At 61.1% G+C, this 19,050-nt stretch carries 14 protein-coding genes; 11 read left to right on the top strand and 3 right to left on the bottom strand.

All coding sequences use genetic code 11. The annotated features are described in order from the left end of the window. Nucleotides 1–56: 56 nt before the first annotated feature. The gene (ispG, locus tag ABGT65_RS06120; protein WP_346700581.1) at nt 57–1,556 is read right to left on the bottom strand and encodes a (E)-4-hydroxy-3-methylbut-2-enyl-diphosphate synthase; all 1,500 of its coding nucleotides are present in this window, start codon (nt 1,554–1,556) and stop codon (nt 57–59) included. A 135-nt stretch (nt 1,557–1,691) separates the two neighbouring features. Here ispG and recG point away from each other — a divergent pair, with 135 nt between their 5' ends. The 3 genes from recG (at nt 1,692) to ABGT65_RS06105 (ending at nt 5,784) form a co-directional block, all read left to right on the top strand. Then, nucleotides 1,692–3,803: an ATP-dependent DNA helicase RecG gene (gene recG / locus ABGT65_RS06115; protein WP_346700579.1), complete on the top strand. Its 2,112-nt coding sequence runs from the start codon at nt 1,692–1,694 to the stop codon at nt 3,801–3,803. Between the two features lie 47 nt (nt 3,804–3,850). Continuing rightward, nucleotides 3,851–4,648: a DUF3108 domain-containing protein gene (locus ABGT65_RS06110; RefSeq protein WP_346700577.1), complete on the top strand. Its 798-nt coding sequence runs from the start codon at nt 3,851–3,853 to the stop codon at nt 4,646–4,648. A 200-nt stretch (nt 4,649–4,848) separates the two neighbouring features. Next, nucleotides 4,849–5,784 (top strand): hypothetical protein, encoded by a 936-nt coding sequence (locus ABGT65_RS06105; RefSeq protein ID WP_346700575.1) that lies wholly within the window; start codon nt 4,849–4,851, stop codon nt 5,782–5,784. 430 nt (nt 5,785–6,214) lie between these two features. Here ABGT65_RS06105 and ABGT65_RS06100 read toward each other — a convergent pair whose 3' ends face one another. Together ABGT65_RS06100 and ABGT65_RS06095 are read right to left on the bottom strand one after the other, a co-directional pair. Continuing rightward, nucleotides 6,215–7,288 carry an SGNH/GDSL hydrolase family protein gene (locus ABGT65_RS06100; protein ID WP_346700573.1) on the bottom strand — a complete coding sequence of 358 codons (1,074 nt, stop codon included), beginning with the start codon at nt 7,286–7,288 and terminating at the stop codon, nt 6,215–6,217. A gap of 87 nt (nt 7,289–7,375) precedes the next feature. After that, nucleotides 7,376–8,386 carry an ROK family protein gene (locus ABGT65_RS06095; protein ID WP_346700571.1) on the bottom strand — a complete coding sequence of 337 codons (1,011 nt, stop codon included), beginning with the start codon at nt 8,384–8,386 and terminating at the stop codon, nt 7,376–7,378. A gap of 116 nt (nt 8,387–8,502) precedes the next feature. Here ABGT65_RS06095 and ABGT65_RS06090 point away from each other — a divergent pair, with 116 nt between their 5' ends. From ABGT65_RS06090 to ABGT65_RS06055, 8 genes are all read left to right on the top strand, one after another. After that, nucleotides 8,503–9,474: a polyprenyl synthetase family protein gene (locus tag ABGT65_RS06090; protein ID WP_346700569.1), complete on the top strand. Its 972-nt coding sequence runs from the start codon at nt 8,503–8,505 to the stop codon at nt 9,472–9,474. Between the two features lie 7 nt (nt 9,475–9,481). After that, nucleotides 9,482–10,738 (top strand): peptidase U32 family protein, encoded by a 1,257-nt coding sequence (locus ABGT65_RS06085; protein WP_346700567.1) that lies wholly within the window; start codon nt 9,482–9,484, stop codon nt 10,736–10,738. Between the two features lie 51 nt (nt 10,739–10,789). Next, nucleotides 10,790–12,160 (top strand): MFS transporter, encoded by a 1,371-nt coding sequence (locus ABGT65_RS06080; RefSeq protein ID WP_346703065.1) that lies wholly within the window; start codon nt 10,790–10,792, stop codon nt 12,158–12,160. After that, entirely contained in the window at nt 12,157–13,152 is a 996-nt protein-coding gene (locus ABGT65_RS06075) for an LD-carboxypeptidase (RefSeq protein WP_346700565.1), read from the top strand. Before ABGT65_RS06080 ends, ABGT65_RS06075 begins: the two co-directional genes overlap by 4 nt. Before the next feature lie 47 nt (nt 13,153–13,199). Beyond that, the gene (locus tag ABGT65_RS06070; RefSeq protein ID WP_346700563.1) at nt 13,200–14,591 is read left to right on the top strand and encodes an aminopeptidase P family protein; all 1,392 of its coding nucleotides are present in this window, start codon (nt 13,200–13,202) and stop codon (nt 14,589–14,591) included. A gap of 42 nt (nt 14,592–14,633) precedes the next feature. Then, nucleotides 14,634–15,311, top strand: a complete 678-nt coding sequence (locus ABGT65_RS06065) for an SGNH/GDSL hydrolase family protein (protein ID WP_346700561.1) — start codon at nt 14,634–14,636, stop codon at nt 15,309–15,311. 3 nt (nt 15,312–15,314) lie between these two features. After that, nucleotides 15,315–16,478, top strand: coding sequence for a DUF418 domain-containing protein (locus tag ABGT65_RS06060; protein ID WP_346700559.1), 1,164 nt, complete (start codon nt 15,315–15,317; stop codon nt 16,476–16,478). A gap of 134 nt (nt 16,479–16,612) precedes the next feature. Beyond that, the gene (locus ABGT65_RS06055; RefSeq protein WP_346700557.1) at nt 16,613–18,769 is read left to right on the top strand and encodes an elongation factor G; all 2,157 of its coding nucleotides are present in this window, start codon (nt 16,613–16,615) and stop codon (nt 18,767–18,769) included. Nucleotides 18,770–19,050 lie beyond the last annotated feature (281 nt).

Below are 19,050 nucleotides of genomic sequence, written 5' to 3'. Positions count from 1 at the left end.
AAGGCGGATCCGGCTTCCGGAGGAGAGGGGCGAGGCCGGCTCGTGGACGGAGCCGCTTATCGACCGTCGGCCGGGGCATCGGTCCAGTCGCCGTTCTCGCGGATCAGCGCGATGAGCCGGTCGAGCGCCTCCTCCTGCGGAATGTTGCGCGCAACGACCTCGCGTCCCTTGTAAAGCGTAATGCGCCCCGGGGCCGCGCCTACGTAACCGTAGTCGGCATCAGCCATCTCCCCAGGGCCGTTCACGATGCAGCCCATCACCCCGATGCGGAGGTTTTTCAGGTGCGACGTACGCGCCTTGATGTCGGCCAGCGTCTTTTCGATGTCGTAGAGCGTCCGCCCGCACGAGGGGCAGGCGATGTATTCGGTATGCGAAAAACGCACGCGCGCAGCCTGCAGGATCATCAGTTCCACGTCGCGGATCGCCGCCGCGGAGTGGCCCGGAGCGTCGATCCAAAGCCCGTCGGCCAGCCCGTCCAGCAGCAGCGGACCCAGGTCGGCGGCCGCCTTTACGGCCACGGCCTCCAGCGTCGGATCCTCGTAGCGGCGTTTCACAATCACCGGGCAATCGGGCGTGTCGAGGTTCAGGATCGCGGCGCGCAGTTCGGCTGTCGGATTCCCCGAAGCGGATTCCAGAACGAGGAATCCGTCGTGCGGTTCGTCGTGCGTCAACGGCACGGTGACGTGCGAACGGCGCCGACAGGCGGTCGGGGAGTAGCGTTCGGGGTGAAGGACCTCGAACTTCCCGGGCCGCGAAGCGAAGTGCGCGACCAGCATCTGCGCTACGGGAATCTCATTTTCAGGGGCTTCGGTGAGCGATACGCGGATCGTATCGCCGATGCCGTCGGCCAGCAGCGCACCGATGCCCACGGCGCTCTTCACGCGCCCTTCGAGGCCGTTTCCGGCTTCGGTAACCCCGAGGTGGATCGGGTAGTGCATTCCCTCGGCATCCATCGCCTCGGCCAGCAGCCGGTAGGCCGCCACCATCACGCGCGTGTTGCTCGACTTCATCGAGACGACCACCTGGTCGAAATCCCGATCCCGGCAGATCCGCAAAAACTCCATCGCCGAGACGACCATCCCTTCGGGCGTATCACCCCAACGGTCGAAAACACGCTTCGCAAGCGACCCGTGGTTCACCCCGATGCGCAGCGCAACACCCCGCTCGCGGCACTGCTCGATCAGCGCCTCGAACTCCCCGTGGTCGTTGCGGTAGTTGCCGGGGTTGATCCGCACCTTGTCGACATGTTTCGCGGCAATCGAGGCCACTTCGGGGACAAAGTGGATGTCGGCCACCACGGCCGTCGCAAAACCGTCGGACCGCAGCGCCCGGACGATATTCGCCAGGTTCTCGCCCTCGCGCCGGCCCTGGGCCGTCAGGCGCACGATCTTCCCCCCGGCCCGATCGATGCGCTCGATCTGGGCAACGCTCGCCGACGTGTCGTTCGTATCCGTATTGGTCATCGACTGCACGGCCACCGGGCGGTCGCCGCCAATCGTCACACGCCCGATCCGCACCTCGCACGTCGGACGTCGCCTGAATGTCGTCAAATCCATTTCCTGCGTAGTTTTCGACAAAGATAGTACAAATTTAACTATCTTTGCAGAACATAGGATGCGGTTCGGCATAGTCAAACTTGAAAACTTCGTTTTCGTTTGCCTCTGCACTCACCTTTCACTATCTTTGTCTCCGTGGAGATACTCGACAATGACATAAAGTACGTCGCCGGGGTCGGGGAGGCCCGGGCCCGGCTCCTCGACCGCGAACTCGGGATTCGAACCGTGGGGGATCTGCTCTCCCACTACCCCTTCCGGTACATCGACCGAACGCGCATCTACCGCATCGCGGAGATCACCGATACGGCCGGGCTCGCCTATGTCCAGTTCCGGGCCCGGGTCATGGGGGTCGCCTACGCCGGGACCGGCCGCAAACGCCGGTTTACGGTCCAGGTCCAGGACCCCTCGGGATCCGCGGAACTCATCTGGTTCCAGGGGATCAAGTGGATCGAGAAAAAAGTCGAGGTCGGACGCGAATACCTCGTCTTCGGCCGCCCGAACTTCTTCCGCGGCGAACTCTCGATCGCCCACCCCGAACTGGAAACCGTCGAACAGGCCCTCTCCCGCAAACCCGAAAGCGGTATGCAGGGAATATACCCCTCGACCGAAAAACTGAGCAACGTCCTCGGGACCAAGGGCATGTACCAGATCGTCTGTAACGCCTGGGCCCTGGCCCGCGACCGCATCTCCGATCCGCTGCCGGAGGCCCTGCGCGCCCGGTACGGGTTGGTTTCACGGCGCGAGGCGCTCTACAACATCCACTTCCCGCAGTCGCAGGAGGCCCTCCGGCAGGCCCAGTACCGGCTCAAATTCGAAGAGCTGTTAGGCGTCCAGCTCAACATCCAGCAGCGGAGATCGGCCCGGCTCTCGAAAAGCGACGGATTCCTCTTCCCCAAGGTCGGAGGCGTCTTCAACACCTTCTACCACGAAAAACTCCCCTTCCCCCTGACCGGCGCCCAGAAGCGCGTGATCCGCGAGATCCGCAAGGATACCGTCTCGGGATTCCAGATGAACCGCCTGCTGCAGGGTGACGTCGGAAGCGGGAAAACCCTCGTGGCCCTGATGTCCATGCTGCTGGCCGTCGACAACGGATACCAGGCCTGCATGATGGCCCCCACCGAGATCCTCGCCCGCCAGCACTTTGCGACCATCCGCAGGATGCTCGACGGCATGGAGGTCCGGGTCGCCATCCTTACCGGCGCCTCGAAAACCCGCGAGCGCCGAGAAGCCCTCGATGGAATCGCCTCGGGCGAAGTCGACATCCTGATCGGCACCCATGCGCTGATCGAGGACCGCGTGCAGTTTGCGAACCTCGGGTTTGTCGTCATCGACGAACAGCACCGTTTCGGCGTCGAGCAGCGCGCCCGACTCTGGACCAAAAACGCGCAGCCGCCCCACATCCTCGTCATGACCGCCACGCCCATCCCCCGCACGCTGGCCATGACCCTCTACGGCGACCTCGACGTCTCGGTCATCGACGAACTCCCGCCCGGACGCCGCCCGATCAAGACCTACCACTATACGGATGCCGCACGGCTGAAACTCTTCGGGTTCATGCGCCAGGAGATCGCCAAGGGCCGGCAGGTCTATGTCGTCTACCCGCTCATCAAAGAGTCCGAAGCCATGGACTACAAGGACCTGACGGACGGTTACGAGGCCATTTCACGAGACTTCCCCCTGCCGCAGTACGTCACGGCCATCTGCCACGGCAAGATGAAACCCGCCGACAAGGAGGAGTCCATGCGCCAGTTCAAGCAGGGCGAAGCGCAGATCCTCGTCGCAACTTCCGTCATCGAGGTCGGCGTCGACGTCCCCAACGCCACCGTCATGGTCATCGAATCCGCCGAACGGTTCGGACTCTCCCAGCTCCATCAGCTGCGCGGGCGCGTCGGACGAGGCGGAGAACAGTCCTACTGCATCCTCATGTCCGGCGAAAAACTATCCCGCGAATCCCGCGCCCGGCTCGACGCCATGTGCGAAACGAACGACGGATTCCGACTCGCAGAACTCGACCTCAGGCTGCGCGGTGCCGGAGACATCAACGGAACGCTCCAGAGCGGTATGGCATTCGATTTGAAGATCGCAAGCCCTACGGCCGACGTGCAGATCCTCACCGTCTCGCGAGATGCCGCCTCCGAGATCCTCGCCGAGGACCCCGCACTCGCCCAACCCCAGAACCTCGGGCTGGAAATGCTCCGGAGACGCTACTCGGGACGCGAAGAGATCGATTTTTCCCGTATTTCGTAATATAAAACCCCAAAAAATCGTTAACCCTGAAAAACAGAACTTTCCCGATGAAACGGATTCTTCTCGCCATACTCCTCCTCGCTGCAGCGGCTCCCGCCGCCGCACAACTCTACCATCCGGGCGAACAGCTCTTCTACCGCGTCAGCTACAAGGCCAAGATGTTCCCAAACACCGAGGTCGGAGCCGTCGAAGTCTGCACCTACGAGGAGCAAATCGATGGAAAAACCCGGTACCGCGTCGAAGGAATCGGACGCACCCTGCCCACCTATCGCTGGTTCTACAATCTCGAAGACATATACCGCGTCTGGATCGATCCCCAAACCCTGCGCCCCGTCCGCTTCGCAAGCGATATCCGCGAAGGGGAATACACCTTCGAAAGCACCTACTCATACATCTGGCCCGACTCAACGATCCATACCCGCTGGCGAAGCCGACAAAGACCCTTCCAGGAGAAACAGATGCACCTGACGGCCGAAAGCATGGATCCCATCTCGCTCTTCTTCACGCTCAGATCCGCCGAAGCCGAGGATTTCATCGTCGGTGAACCCGGAACCCTCCATATGGTCCTGCAGGACACCATCAAACTCATCAGATACCGATACCTCGGACGCGAAAACAAGAAAATCAGAAACATAGGACGGTTCCGAACCCTGAAGTTCGAATGCCAGCTGGGAACCACCGAAGGATATTCGTTCACCGACGGCACCATCTTCACGCTCTGGGTCTCCGACGACGACAACAAAATTCCCCTCTACATCGAATCGCCCGTCAAGATCGGAAGCATCCAGGCCTATATTTCCGGGTACAAGGGGCTGAAATACCCCCTCGACAGCCGGATCAAATAGGAACCCAAGCCGGAGCCCGAACGTCCGAAGCCCGGTCTCCCGGAAACTATGTGGCGCATACGGCTTCGAAATTCCGGTTTTTTTCCTATCTTTGCGCAAGATAACATCCCGGCTCGAAGAGCCGGAACCGGTCCGGAGACACCGCCATGTCCCGAGCACCCGGTTCCGAAAGCCTTTCGAGCCGAAAAAACAGACCTCTTATGGAAAACAAACAGGGATACGATCCTTCGGAATTCGAAGACGACGACTTCTCGGCCTCGCAGCCCGATGCCGGAAAATCCATCCGCGGATACCGAATCGTCATCATCATCCTTTCGGTCATCCTCGTGGCCATCTCCGCCCTCTACTTCAGCATCCACCGCCAGCAGATGCTCGACAACGAACTCCTGAAGGCCGACCGGGACTCGATTCAAAACGATCTCGGACGCCTCATGACCGATTACGACAACCTCCAGATCTCCAACGACTCCATCTCGCGCGGGCTCGACATCGAGCGCGAACGCGCCGATTCGCTCATGACCCGGCTCAAAAAGGAGCGCTCCTGGAACCTCGCGAAAATCAAACAGTATGAAAAGGAGGTCGGAACCCTGAGATCCATCATGAAGGGATATGTCCGGCAGATCGACTCCCTCAATACGCTCAACAAACAGCTCATCAAGGAGAACGTAGGATACCGCAAGGAGATCTCCTCGGCCAAGCTGCGGGCCGAAATGGCCGAAGAAAAAGCCGCCGAACTCGACAACAAGGTCAAGGTCGGTGCCGTGCTCCGCGCCCGCGACATCCGACTCGCCGGGCTCAACGACCGCGGGAATCCCGTATCGAGAATCAAAAACGCATCCCGGCTCCGGGTCGACTTCGTACTCTCGGCCAACGAACTGGCCACCCCGGGAAACAAGGCCATCTACGTGCGGATCACATCCCCGGACGGATATGTGCTCACGACAGAACAGATGCCGACCTTCGAATTCGAGGGTGAACGCCTGAGCTATTCCGCCATGCGTGAGGTCGATTACCAGAATCAGGACCTCGAAGTCGGCATCTACTTCAACTCCTCGGGATTCGCACCCGGAACCTACTCGATCGAACTCTACTGCGAAGGACGGCTGATCGGCCAGACCCAGGTGGTAATGAAGTAACCCCACGGTCGGCACGGAATCCCTCAAACGCCGGTGCTATCGGCCCGAAATGGCCGGTAGCACTTTTTTACGACTGCTGAAACCCATCGGCGAACATCCCCGGATCCTTCCTCTTCGCAGCAATCGTTCCCGCGTTCCCCGACATCCCCTATGCCGTCAACCGCCGCTTCTCCTCGGATGACCGGCCCCATCTGCTGCCGGATCTGGCCGGAATCCGCAGTTCGCGGTACGACCCCACGCGCAGCCTCGTCAACGACCGCTTCGACAATGCCCGCCCCAGCCCCCCTGCTGCTCGGATACGAACCCGCCGGCGACTACGACGTGCTGATCCGGGAGCAGCCCGCCGGAATCATCCGGCGGCTGCCGACGAAAAATCCCTGCCACCTGAAGGTGGCAGGGATTTTTCGTCCCGGGCCAAAGGCTCCCCGGATCAGCGGATGCCGCACTTCCGCAGCACCTTCAACAGCTCCGGCTGGAGATTCTGCGCCCAGCGCCAGTAACCCAGGTCCGACGGATGGGTGCCGTCGGCCGAAGTGGCATGGTCGGTACCCGTCAGATTCGCCTTGTCGATGAAATAGACCCCGTCGAACTCCCGCATGGCCTGCGCCATCATCTCGCGCGCCGCAGCCTGCTTGGCCTCCTCCCGCGCCCGGACCGCAAGGTTGAAGTTGCAACTCTCCCGATAGATCGTCTGCACGAAAATCAACGGAGTCGTCGGCAGTTTCTCGCGGATTCGCGCGATGAAGGGGATCAGGCGCTCGCGGATCATCTTCGCATCCGGATTCGAAAATCCGTCGAAAACCATCGCGTCGGCATCCTTCACATCCCCCAGGTAATCGGCAAAGTAGGGCTGGAGCTTGCAATTCCCGCTGCAGGCAATACTGCAGAAATAGAGACCCGTATTACGCTCGATCTGCATCGGATAGCTCATCCCCGCCCGGCTCGTGCTGACCCCGTGCGTGAAACTCGACCCGAAAATCACGATCTTGTGCCGGAAGGGATTCTCCAGCGGGGTGATCGAGGCCCCCTCGTCCACCCCGATCTGCAGAGACAGCAGCTCGCTATAGTTCGGAAGGTACAACAGGCACTCCTTCTCCGAGGTGTCCATCCCGGAGATCAGCGTAAACTTGGAGCCCCGTTTCCCGGCAGCCTGCGAGGCCGTATAGAGCCACTCGCCGTTGTGGCGGACATAGAGGTCGAAGCCCTCCGAGGCAACCCGCGGCGTGCTGGTTCCGTTGTAGACGAACGACGAGTAGACGGGCTTCAGGTCGATCCGCGTGGAGTTGGTCCGGAAAACCAGGGCCAGACCCGCCGAACAGCGGACCTGTTGGTTCTCCTTGGGGGTAAATCCCTTGTAGACCGCCGTGTCGATCCGGTGGTAGGGATGCGTGGTGGGAAGGGCCTTGCCGATCAGCGTCAACTCCCCGGCATCCACAAACCGGACTTGAGCCCCGGCAAAACCACCCGTCAACAATACGAAAATTCCCAATAACAGTTTCTTCATGACTCTTTACATGGGTTATTTGTTGAAAATTCTCTCAAAAAGGGCGAAGTCTTCGGACTCCGCCCGCAACTGCCGTCCGGCAGAGGGTCACTTGCCGTGTTCCTGCTCCTGCCAGATCAGCGCCGAAGCCCCGAGGATCGCCGCATTCTTGCCCTGAATGCCGCTCGGAAGCAGCTTCACCTTGTTCTTGAAGACGAACAGCATGTTCTCCTCCATGTACCACTGCGTCGGCTCGAAAAGCAGTTTCCCCGCCTTCGAAAGCCCTCCGAAGAGGAAAATCGCCTCCGGAGAGGTCACCGTAACCACGTCGGCCAAAGCCCGCCCCAGCATCTCTCCCGTGAAGCGGAAGGCCTCCTTGGCGATGGGGTCTCCCTGCTCGGCCGCCGCCGAGATCATCGAGGCGTCGAAATCGTCGAACGCAATGCTCCGCAGTTTGCTCGGCGCATTCATCTTCGCCATCAGTTCGAAGGCCGTGCGCTTGATACCCGTCGCCGAAACGTACGTCTCCAGGCATCCCCGCCGTCCGCAACCGCACTCCCGGCCGTTGCGCTCGACGATGATGTGGCCGAACTCGCCCGCAAATCCGTCATGCCCGTAGATCATCTCCCCGTTGGCCACAAAGCCCGAACCGAGACCCGTGCCGAGCGTGATCATCACGAAATCCTTCATCCCCTTGGCATTGCCGTAGATCATCTCGCCGATCGTCGCCGCATTGGCATCGTTCGTAACCAGCGTCTTCGCGCCATTGAAACGTCTCGAAATGTCCTCCGCCAGCGGGAAAACCCGGCGGGATTCGTCCGGATTGGCCTCCCCGTCACGGAACTTCCACAGATTCGCCGGGGTCTCGATCGTCCCCTTGTGGAAATTGGCATTCGGAGCCCCGATGCCGATACCTGCCAGTTCGTACTCGAACGACAGGCTCTGCGACAAGGCCCGCAACGAATCGCACAACTCCTCGACATAAGCCGGATAGTCGTCTACATAGGGATACTTCTTGGTCGAAATGACCGATTCGGCATACAGATCGCCGTTCTCATCCACGAGACCGAATGCGGTATTGATTCCGCCGATGTCCACGCCGATAGCGAGTTTTTTCATGGCTCTAACTATTTAAAAGTTGATTTCATCCTTTCAAAGTTAAGTGAAAATTCGGCCACTCCAAAGTTTTTTCGTAATTTTGGATCGATTTTGACCCGAAAAATACCTCCCCTGCCATGCAAAACAACGAGCAACTGCTGCAAGCCATCGAAAATTACCTGGCTCAAACCGAACTCCCGGCCGAGCCCGAACTCCTATATGCCCCGATCGGCTACTCGCTGGCTGGCGGCGGAAAACGGCTCCGGCCCATGCTCCTCGCCCTCGCCTGCGGAATCTTCTCCGACAACCTGCAGCGCGCCATGCCCGCCGCCGCCGCCGTCGAGGTGTTCCACAACTTCACGCTCCTGCACGACGACATCATGGACAATGCCGCCATGCGCCGCGGGAAACCTTCGGTATTCGCCAAATGGGGACAGAATGTCGCCATATTGTCCGGAGACGCCATGCTCATCTGCGCATACCGCCTGCTGAGCGCAATACCCCCACAACTCCTGCCCCAAGTGCTCGCCACGTTCAATACCATGGCACTCGAAGTCTGCGAAGGACAGCAGTACGACATGGATTTCGAACACAAACCCAAAGTCTCCGTCGTCGAGTACATGCACATGATCGAACTCAAGACCTCCGTCCTCCTGGCCGGGGCCGTCGTCATCGGCGCCACACTCGGCGGCGCCTCCGACGAGGACTGCCGCAAACTCCGCCGGTTCGCCATCGAACTCGGACTCGCCTTCCAGCTTCAGGACGACCTGCTCGACAGCTATGGAGACGAACGCCTCGGAAAGGCCATCGGCGGCGATATTCTCGAAGGAAAGAAAACCTATCTGATGATCACGGCCATGAGCCGTGCCGACGAGGCCACCCGAGAGGTGCTACGCACCACCTACCGCAATCCCGGACTCTCCGACGAAGAGAAAATCACCACCGTCAAGGCCATCTACGACCGGCTCGATATTCCACGCCTGACCGAACAGCAGATCTCCCTGCGATTCGAGCGTGCACTGGCGATCCTCGACACCCTCTCCGTGGAGCCCGATCGCACCAAACGGATGCGCGACTACGCCGCCAGCCTGATGGGCCGCAAACAATGACCACGGCATGAAGCGCTCGGAAATCGAAATCATGGCCCCCGTGGGGTCCTACGAATCCCTGGCCGCGGCCATCCAGGCCGGGGCCGATGCCGTCTACTTCGGGGTCGGAAAACTCAACATGCGTGCGGCATCCGCCGCGAACTTTTCCCTCGACGATCTCGAACAAATCGTTGAAAAGGCCCGCAAGGCCCGGGTCAAAACCTATCTGACGGTCAATACGATCGTCTACGAGGAGGAGATCGATGACCTCCACGCCGTCCTCGACCGTGCCAAACGCGCCGGAGTCGACGCCGTGATCGTCTCCGACATGGCCGCCATCCGCTACGCCCGGCAGATCGGGCTGGAGGTGCACATCTCCACCCAGTGCAACATCTCCAACTCCGAGGCCGTGCGTTTCTACGCCCAGTGGGCCGACACGGTGGTGCTGGCCCGCGAGTTGTCGCTCGAACAGGTCGCCCGAATCCACCGCCGGATCGTCGAAGAGGAGATCTGCGGACCGCGCGGCAAACGGGTCCAGATCGAGATGTTCGCACACGGAGCCCTCTGCATGTCGATCTCCGGAAAATGCTACCTCTCGCTCTATGAAACCGGCTGCTCGGCAAACCGCGGCGCCTGCCGCCAGCTGTGCCGCCGCAAATACACCGTCTCCGACAGGGAGACCGGCGCACAGCTCGATATTGACGGGCGTTACGTCCTCTCGCCCAAGGATCTCTGCACGGTTGACTTCCTGGACAAGATGGTGGCTGCCGGGGTCCGGGTCCTGAAGATCGAGGGGCGCGCCCGCGGCGCCGAATACGTGAAGCGCGTCGTGTCGTGCTACGACGAGGCCCTGAAGGCAATAGAGGCCGGAACGTACACCCCGGAACTGGCCGCCGGACTCAAGGAGCGGCTCCGCGAGGTCTTCAACCGCGGATTCTGGGAGGGTTATTACGCCGGGCGCCCCGTCGTCGAGTACAGCCCCGCCTACGGATCGTCGGCCACCAAGCGCAAGGTCTATGTCGGCAAGGTCGTGAACTTCTACAAAAAACTATCCGTCGCGGAGGTCGCCGTCGAGGCGTCGCCGGTCAGCGTCGGAGATGCGATCTTCTTCCTCGGCGCCACGACAGGCGTGGCCGAACAGACCCTCACCGAACTCCACGGCCCCGACGGGAAACCCTGCGAAACCGTCGCTCAAGGTGAACTCTGCGCCATCCGCACCCCGCAACTGATCCGACGCGGAGACCAACTCTACAAGTTCGTCGATGCAGAACCGACGGTCGGATAGGAAAAGATGTATGCCACACCCCACATAGCAGGGCCCACGGACGGAATCCCGATGCCCCGACGGCTGGGAGCCATCCTTGCCGTCGCTTTCGGCGTATCCCTCTCGGTCATCGACGGCTCCATCGCAAACGTCGCGCTCCCCACCATCGGCGCCCAACTCGGTATCTCTGCCGCAGACTCCATCTGGGTCGTCAACGCATACCAGCTGGCCATCATGGTCTCCCTGCTCTCCTTTTCGGCCCTCGGAGACGTGATCGGATACCGAAAAGTCTATATCGGAGGACTGATGCTCTTCACCGTGGCTTCCGTCGGGTGCTCGCTCGCCGGATCCTTCCAGTCCCTCGTCCTCGCCCGCGTCATGCAGGGGTTCGGCGCCGCAGCCATCACCTCCGTCAACACCACGCTCATCCGATTCATCTACCCAAAGACCCGGCTCGGACGCGGCATGGGAATCAATGCCACGGTCGTCGCCGTCTCGTCCGTCGCAGGACCCACCATCGCCGCCGGAATCCTCGCCATAGCCGACTGGCCCTGGCTGTTCGCCGTCAACATCCCCATCGGACTGGCAGCCCTCAGCCTCAGCCACCGGTTCCTTCCACAGAACCCCATCCGGGATGCCGCACACCGGGTCAGCTGGCGCGATGCCGTGATGAACGCGCTCACCTTCGGCCTCCTCATGGCTTCGGTCGAGGGATTCTCCCACGGAATCAACCCAACGCTCCTCTCCTTCGGCATCGCAGCCCTGCTCGTCATCGGATTCTTCTTCATCCGCTCCCAACTCCGCGAAACATACCCCATTCTGCCATTCGACCTGCTCCGCATCCCGATCTTCTCGGTCTCGATACTCACCTCCATCTGCTCGTTCGTCGCCCAGATGCTCGCCCTGGTCGCCCTGCCCTTCTACCTGCAGCACGTCTGCGGCTACAGCGACGTGCAGACCGGACTCATCCTTACGGCCTGGCCGGCCGTCATCATCGTCGTGGCCCCCGTGGCCGGAATGCTCGTCGAGCGGGCCCATGCCGGACTGCTCGGAGGAATCGGTCTTACGGCCATGGCAACCGGACTCTTCCTCCTGGCCTGGATCCCCGAAAATTCCTCCGCCTTCGGGCTTATCTGGAGACTGGTTCTCTGCGGCGCCGGATTCGGGCTCTTCCAGTCCCCGAACAACAGCGTCCTGATCGCGTCCGCTCCGCCCTCCCGAAGCGGCTCCGCAAGCGGAATGCTCGCCACGGCCCGGCTCGTCGGACAAACCACAGGAGCCGCGCTGATGGCCCTGCTCTTTCATCTCCTTCCGCAGAACAGCACCCATGCGGCGCTGATGACCGCCGGAGGCTTCGCCCTGGCTGCCGCCGCCGTCAGTTTCGCGCGCATCTCCCTGCCCCTGCCCGAAGTCCTCGAACGCAAACACCTCCGAAAAGCATGAAACACCTGATTCCGTTGCTGCTGTGCCTCCTTCCGTTCGGCACCGCAGCCCAAAACAACACCACACGCTTCATCCGCCCGCCCTATCTCCACCACGGCGACACCGTGGGGATCGTCTCCCCGGCCGGAAAACTCCCCCAAAAGATCGACACGGCCAAGATCCGTGCGCGGTTCGAGGCCTGGGGGCTCCATCCGAAATTCGGACAATTCTGGGACTGCCGCAAAGAGCCCTACTTCGCAGCCACGGACCGGCAGCGTGCCGAAGATCTCCAACGCATGATCGACGACCCTTCGGTCAAGGCGATTCTGGCCGGACGCGGCGGGTATGGATCGGTGCGGCTGCTTCCTCTCGTGGATTTCTCGTCACTGCGTAAAAACCCGAAATGGATCATCGGATTCAGCGATATTACAACCCTGCATCTCGTGATGCGACGGCTCGGCATCGAATCCATTCACGGGCCGATGCTCACCGGATTCCACTTTGACCAGCAGCAGGAGAGCTCTTCGGTCGAATCGCTCCGCAAGGCCCTCTTCGGCGAGATGTCCCGCATCCACACCAAGCCGCATCCGCTGAACCGGCACGGCGTGGCCCGAGGACGACTGGCCGGCGGCAACCTTACGATGATCTGCGCCGCGAATGGAACGCCCGAAGCCCTGAAAACCGACACCCCGACCGTTCTGCTGATCGAAGAGGTCGGCGAAGCCGCCTACCGCATCGACCGCATGATGCAGAGTCTCGAACGCTGCGGCGTCCTGCGGAACGTCCGGGCCGTGCTTGTAGGACACTTCACCAGAACGAGTGACTGTAACGGGTTCGGGGTTCCCAACGCCGAGGCCATCATCGCACGGTATCTCCGGGATCTGGAGATTCCCGTCGTATTCGGATTCCCGGCCGGGCACGAAGAGCCCAACTTCGCCCTCTACATGGGCCGCGAAGTCACCGTCCGGGTCGACCAAACCGGCGCCTCGATCGATTTCCTTACCGCAGAGTGACGGGGTTCCCCGATTTTTACGTATATTTGTGAAAAACACTACGCACTATGTTTTCCGCCAAAACCTATACCGCACGCCGCCGCGAGCTGCGCACCAAAATCAAAGAGGGCATTATCCTCCTGCCCGGAAATCCCCTCTCGCCCAACAATTATCCCAACAACGCCTACTATTTCCGCCAGGACTCCTCGTTCCGATACTATTTCGGGCTGAACGTCCCCGATATTGTCGGGGTGATCGACGCCGATTCAGGCGAAGAGGCCCTCTACGGCGACGACTTCACCGTCGAGGACATCATCTGGACCGGTCCGCAACCCACCCTCCGCGACATGGGAGCCGAGGTCGGCGTGACGAAGACCTTCCCGATGGCCGAACTCGCCGCACGCATCCGCAAGGCCATCGCCCTCGGACGCAAGATCCACTACCTCCCGCCCTATCGCGGCGAAACCAAACTCCTGCTCTCGGAACTCCTCGGCATCAAGCCCGCCGCCCTGCACGACTACAAGTCCGTCGACCTGATGTTCGCCGTGGCCGAAATGCGCGAGAAGAAGAGCCCCGAGGAGATCGAAGCCATGGAGCGAGCCTTCCGCATCGGATACGACATGCACCTGCTGGCCATGAAGATGTGCCGCCCGGGGATTATCGAGCGCGAAATCGCCGGGGCCATCGAAGGGGTGGCCAAGTCGTGCGGACAGGGCGTCTCGTTCCCCTCGATCGTCTCGCAGCACGGCGAGACGCTCCACAACCTTAACGCCGAAGGCGTGCTGGAGGAGGGCCGGCTGCTGCTGTGCGACGCCGGAGGCGAAAGCGTCGAAGGGTATTGCTCGGACCACACCCGCACCTATCCCGTCAGCGGACGTTTCACCCAGAGACAAAAGGAGATTTACAACATCGTACTCGCCGCCCACGACCACGTGGCACGCATCGTCAGGCCCCACATGATGTACACCGAGGTGCACAACGCCGCCTACATGGTCCTCGCCGAAGGATTGGTCGGATTGGGCATCCTCAGGGGTTCGCCCGCCGATGCCGTGGCCGCCGGAGCCATGACCATGCTCATGCCCCACGGACTCGGGCACGGATTGGGAATGGACGTACACGACTGCGAGGCCATGGGCGAGCGGTCGTTCGACTTCTCGACGATTGCCGAACGCGCCGCACAGTCCGGAACCTGCATCTACCGCGCCGCCTGGAGGCTCGAGCCCGGGACCATTCTGACCGATGAGCCGGGGCTCTATTTCATCCCCGCGCTGATCGACAAGTGCCGCGCTGAAGGCCTCTACCGGGGTATTGTCGACTACGACGCACTCGACGCCTACCGTGATTTCGGCGGTATCCGCATCGAGGACGACATCCTGGTCACCGAGACCGGCAGCTGCATCCTCGGCGACCGCCGGATCCCCGTGACGGTCGAGGAGCTCGAAGCCGTCGTCGGACAATAGCCCGCACCGTTCCCGCAACACGAAACAACCCGACTGCCGAAGATGAAAAGAATCCTCGCCGTTCTTCTCGCGGCCGTGCCGCTGCTGGCCGCCGCGCAGCCCCGCGACTGGGCCAACTACGGGCGTTATGCCGAAGCCAACGCACAACTCGCCAAGGCCCCCGACGTCGTATTCATGGGCAATTCGATCACCGACGGGTGGGACAACGCCCATCCGGAGTTCTTCTCCGACAACAACTTCGCCTGCCGCGGAATCAGCGGGCAGGTCACCTCGCAGATGCTCTGCCGCTTCCGCGCCGACGTCATCAACCTCCGCCCGAAGGCCGTGGCCATCCTGGCCGGAACGAACGACCTGGCGCTCAACAACGGCCCGATCGGGATGGAACACATCGTCGAGAACATCGTCTCGATGGCCGAGCTGGCCCTCGCCGCCGGAATCCGTCCGATTCTCTGCTCGGTGCTTCCCGCCGGCGCCTACCCCTGGCGCCCCGAGGTGACGGAGGTCCCCGAAAAGATCCGCGAACTCAACGAACGGCTCCACGAATATGCCGTGGAACGCGGCATCGAATGGGTGGACTACCACACCGTCATGCAGGCCGAAGACGGCTCGCTGCGCCCCGAGTACACGAACGACGGCGTGCATCCCACTCGGGCCGGATACGACGTCATGGAGCAGATCATCCTGCCCGCACTGGCTCCGTACCGGAGCGAAACCCGGTAGACGATGTATCGGACAACCGGATTGCCGAACTCCCGGATTCAGGTGGCCGACACCCTGCGGGGAATCGCCGTGGCCGGCATCATCCTCATCCACACCTGCGAGCATTTCAACCTCTACTGGTCCGGAATCCCGTTCGACCGGGCCCTCGTCGACGGTTGGGAGGAGCCCGTCGAACGCTTCGTATGGTGGCTCCTCGCCGGGAAAATGTACACCATCTTCGCCCTGCTCTTCGGGTTGAGTTTCTACATCCAGAACGACAACCAGGCCCAGCGCGGATATGACTTCTCCCGCCGGTTCCGCTGGCGCATGCTCCTGCTGCTGGCCATCGGGTTCGTCAACACGGCCTTCTACAACGGCGACGTGCTGGTCCTCTACGCCCTGCTGGGGCTCACGCTCCCGCTCTTCGCCCGGCTCTCCAACCGCTGGCTGTGGGGCGCATTCGGACTCTTCGTCCTGCAACCCCTCGAACTCTTCCAGCTCTGCGGCGGCGGGAACCTCTATGTCGACCCCGGAGCATGGAGCGCAGCCGCAAACCCGGCCTACACCGGCGGAAACCTGCCCGAAGCCCTGCTCGCAAGCCTCCGGTACGGACAACCCGTCACCCTGGCCTGGTATCTCGACAACGGACGCATCACGCAGACCCTCGCCATGTTCCTCCTCGGGCTGCTGCTGGGACGCCGGAGGCTCTTCTACGACGAACCCGGAAACCGCCGCATCTGGGGCCGGATCCTCGTCGCAGGACTCCTCATCGCCGCCGTGCTCTTCCCCGGGTACGGCGCAGCGGGCAGCCCATTGCGCGTAATGACCGCCGCATGGTACAACCTCGCCCAGACGATGGTGCTCGTCTCCGCGGTCGTCCTGCTGTGGTACGCCTCGGCCCGCGTCCGGAAGGCCATCGGCCCCCTCTCGGCCATCGGCCGCATGAGCCTGACGAACTACCTCCTGCAATCCATCCTCGGAACGGCGATCTTCTACCACTGGGGCGCCGGCCTCTACTGCAAGGTCGGAATGGTTTACGGACTGCTCATCGGCGCGGGGATCGTCATCGTCCAGTATCAGTTCTCGCGGCTCTGGCTCCGGAGATTCTCTCACGGTCCCGTGGAGTGGATCTGGAAACGCCTGACCTGGCTCGATATTCCCTTCCTGAATCGAAAAATCGCCTCCTGAGGGCGATTTTTTCGTCCCGGGGGTTGTTTTTCCCGATTATTTCGTATATTTATAGTCGCGCAAAAAACGGGAGAGGAGCCCGCCCGTCCAAATGCCGCCCAAAACGAAACAAAATACCTAAAACTATTCGGAATATGAAAAACTATTCAGCCAAAGAGATCAAGAACATCGTCCTCATCGGTGCCCCCGGCACGGGTAAAACTACCCTTGCCGAAGCGATGGCCTACGAGGGGAAAGTCATCGACCGCAGGGGTAGTATCGAGACCAACAACACGCTCTCGGACAATACGGATATCGAGCACGAATACAAACGCTCGATCTATTCCACGATCCTCTTCACCGAATTCATGGACCGAAAACTCAATATCATCGACTGCCCCGGTTCCGACGACTTCTGCGGAAGCCTCTTCTCCGCCTTCAAGGTCAGCGACGTCGGCGTATTCCTCTTCAATGCCCAGAACGGATGGGAGGTCGGAAGCGAGATTCAGGCCCGTTACGCCCGCCTGCTCCAGAAACCCGTCATCGGAGTCATCAACCAGCTCGATGCCGACAAGGCCAGTTTCGAAGCCACGTTCGACTCCATCAAGGCCGCCTCGCGCGTGAAACCCGTCATCGTGCAGTATCCCGTCAACCAGGGCCCCGAATTCAACGCCTTCATCGACGTCCTGCTCATGAAGATGTACCGCTTCAAGGATAACGACGGTCACCGCGAAGAGCTCGAAATCCCCGCCGAAGAGATGGGAAAGGCCCAGGAACTCAACAAGGAGCTCGTCGAAATGGCTGCCGAACACGACGAGGCACTCATGGAGCTCTATTTCGACAAGGGAACGCTGACCCAGGACGACATCCGCGCCGGACTCAAGATCGGCCTCTCGAAGCGTGAGGTGATGCCCATCTTCTGCACCAGCGGGAAACGAGACATCGGAACCAAACGTCTCATGGAATTCATTATCAACGTCGCTCCCGGACCGCTGAAGGCCCCCGCATTCCTCTCCACCGAGGGCGAGGAGATCACCGCCGACGAAGCGGCTCCCGCCGTGGCCTTCGTATTCAAGAGCCAGGTCGAGCAGCACATCGGTGAAATCTCCTACTTCCGCGTCATCCGCGGCAAGATCACCGAGGGTACCGAACTCGTCAACACCCGCACCGGAAACAAGGAGAAGCTCTCGCAGCTCTTCGCCGTCGCCGGAAAGAACCGCATCAAGGTCACCGAACTCTCCGCTGGCGACATCGGATGCACCGTCAAACTCAAGGGTACCCGGACGAACGACACCCTCTCGGCTGCCGCCGCGCCCGTGACGATCGAACCCATCGTCTTCCCCGAACCGCGCTACCGTGCCGCCGTCAAGTGCAAGGAGCAGAGCGACGAGGAGAAACTCGGCAAACTCCTCAACGACGCCAAGTTCGAAGACCCGACGATTCTGGTCGAATACTCCAAGGAGCTGAAGCAGACCATCATCCAGGGCCAGGGCGAACACCACCTGAACATCCTCCGTTCGCGCATCGAAAAGGAGAACAAACTCCCCTACGAGTACATCGCTCCGAAGATCCCCTACCGCGAAACCATCACCAAGGTCGCACAGGCCGACTACCGTCACAAGAAACAGTCGGGTGGCGCCGGGCAGTTCGGTGAGGTCCACATGATCATCGAGCCCTATTACGAAGGGATTCCCGAACCGAAGAACTACAAGGTGCCCGGAAAGGGAGACATGGCGGTCAATGTCAAGACCAAGGAGGAGTATGACCTCGCATGGGGCGGAAAACTCCAGTTCTACTCGGCCATCGTCGGCGGCGCCATCGACGCCCGGTTCATGCCCGCCATCCTCAAAGGCATCATGGAGAAGATGGACGAAGGCCCGCTCACCGGGTCCTACGCCCGCGACATCCGCGTGGTGATCTACGACGGCAAGATGCACCCCGTGGATTCGAACGAAATCTCCTTCAAACTCGCCGCTCGAAACGCATTCAAGGAGGCGTTCCGCAACGCAGGTCCCAAGATCATGGAGCCGATCTACAACGTCGAGGTCCTCGTCCCGAGCGAGTACATGGGCGCCGTGATGTCCGACCTCCAGAACCGCCGCGCCATGATCGCAGGCATGGAGTCGGACAAGGGATTCGACCGCCTGAACGCCCTCGTGCCGCTGGCCGAGCTCTACCGCTATTCGACGACCCTCTCGTCGCTGACCTCCGGATCGGCCACCTACACCATGAAGTTCTCCTCCTACGAGCAGGTGCCCGCGGACGTGCAGGACAAACTGCTCAAGGCATACACCGACACCGACGAGGAGTAATTCCCCGAATCGGACTGAACCCACAGAGACGGGCCCCTTTCAGGCGGCCCGTCTCGCTTTTGAAGGGTCCGCTTCGTTCTTGAACGGTCCTCTCTTCTGAACGGCTCGCCCGTTTTTCGGGCAGCACGGTCCGTTTTTCAAGCCCCCGCTTCGTTTTCGCGGGTCGGAGCTCCCGGAACCAAAGGCCCCAAAAGCCGCTCCAAAGGAGATTTCGAACAATCCCACGTTAAATTAATGTTAACATTCAGTGTCAATTCCGTTTCATCGGGAAATTTCAAGTA

It is taken from the genome of uncultured Alistipes sp. (assembly GCF_963931675.1).
In the GTDB taxonomy this organism is placed as follows: domain Bacteria; phylum Bacteroidota; class Bacteroidia; order Bacteroidales; family Rikenellaceae; genus Alistipes.
This window is presented reverse-complemented; position numbering and strand designations above follow the sequence as displayed.

Bases quoted from the DNA above. Each gene is read 5' to 3' on its own strand.
- ABGT65_RS06095 (WP_346700571.1), bottom strand. From the start codon at position 8,386: ATGAAAAAACTCGCTATCGGCGTGGACATCGGCGGAATCAATACCGCA.
- ABGT65_RS06070 (WP_346700563.1), top strand. From the start codon at position 13,200: ATGTTTTCCGCCAAAACCTATACCGCACGCCGCCGCGAGCTGCGCACC.
- ABGT65_RS06085 (WP_346700567.1), top strand. From the start codon at position 9,482: ATGAAGCGCTCGGAAATCGAAATCATGGCCCCCGTGGGGTCCTACGAA.
- ispG (WP_346700581.1), bottom strand. From the start codon at position 1,556: ATGGATTTGACGACATTCAGGCGACGTCCGACGTGCGAGGTGCGGATC.
- ABGT65_RS06110 (WP_346700577.1), top strand. From the start codon at position 3,851: ATGAAACGGATTCTTCTCGCCATACTCCTCCTCGCTGCAGCGGCTCCC.
- ABGT65_RS06075 (WP_346700565.1), top strand. From the start codon at position 12,157: ATGAAACACCTGATTCCGTTGCTGCTGTGCCTCCTTCCGTTCGGCACC.
- ABGT65_RS06060 (WP_346700559.1), top strand. From the start codon at position 15,315: ATGTATCGGACAACCGGATTGCCGAACTCCCGGATTCAGGTGGCCGAC.
- ABGT65_RS06055 (WP_346700557.1), top strand. From the start codon at position 16,613: ATGAAAAACTATTCAGCCAAAGAGATCAAGAACATCGTCCTCATCGGT.
- ABGT65_RS06105 (WP_346700575.1), top strand. From the start codon at position 4,849: ATGGAAAACAAACAGGGATACGATCCTTCGGAATTCGAAGACGACGAC.
- ABGT65_RS06100 (WP_346700573.1), bottom strand. From the start codon at position 7,288: ATGAAGAAACTGTTATTGGGAATTTTCGTATTGTTGACGGGTGGTTTT.
- ABGT65_RS06065 (WP_346700561.1), top strand. From the start codon at position 14,634: ATGAAAAGAATCCTCGCCGTTCTTCTCGCGGCCGTGCCGCTGCTGGCC.
- ABGT65_RS06080 (WP_346703065.1), top strand. From the start codon at position 10,790: ATGCCCCGACGGCTGGGAGCCATCCTTGCCGTCGCTTTCGGCGTATCC.
- ABGT65_RS06090 (WP_346700569.1), top strand. From the start codon at position 8,503: ATGCAAAACAACGAGCAACTGCTGCAAGCCATCGAAAATTACCTGGCT.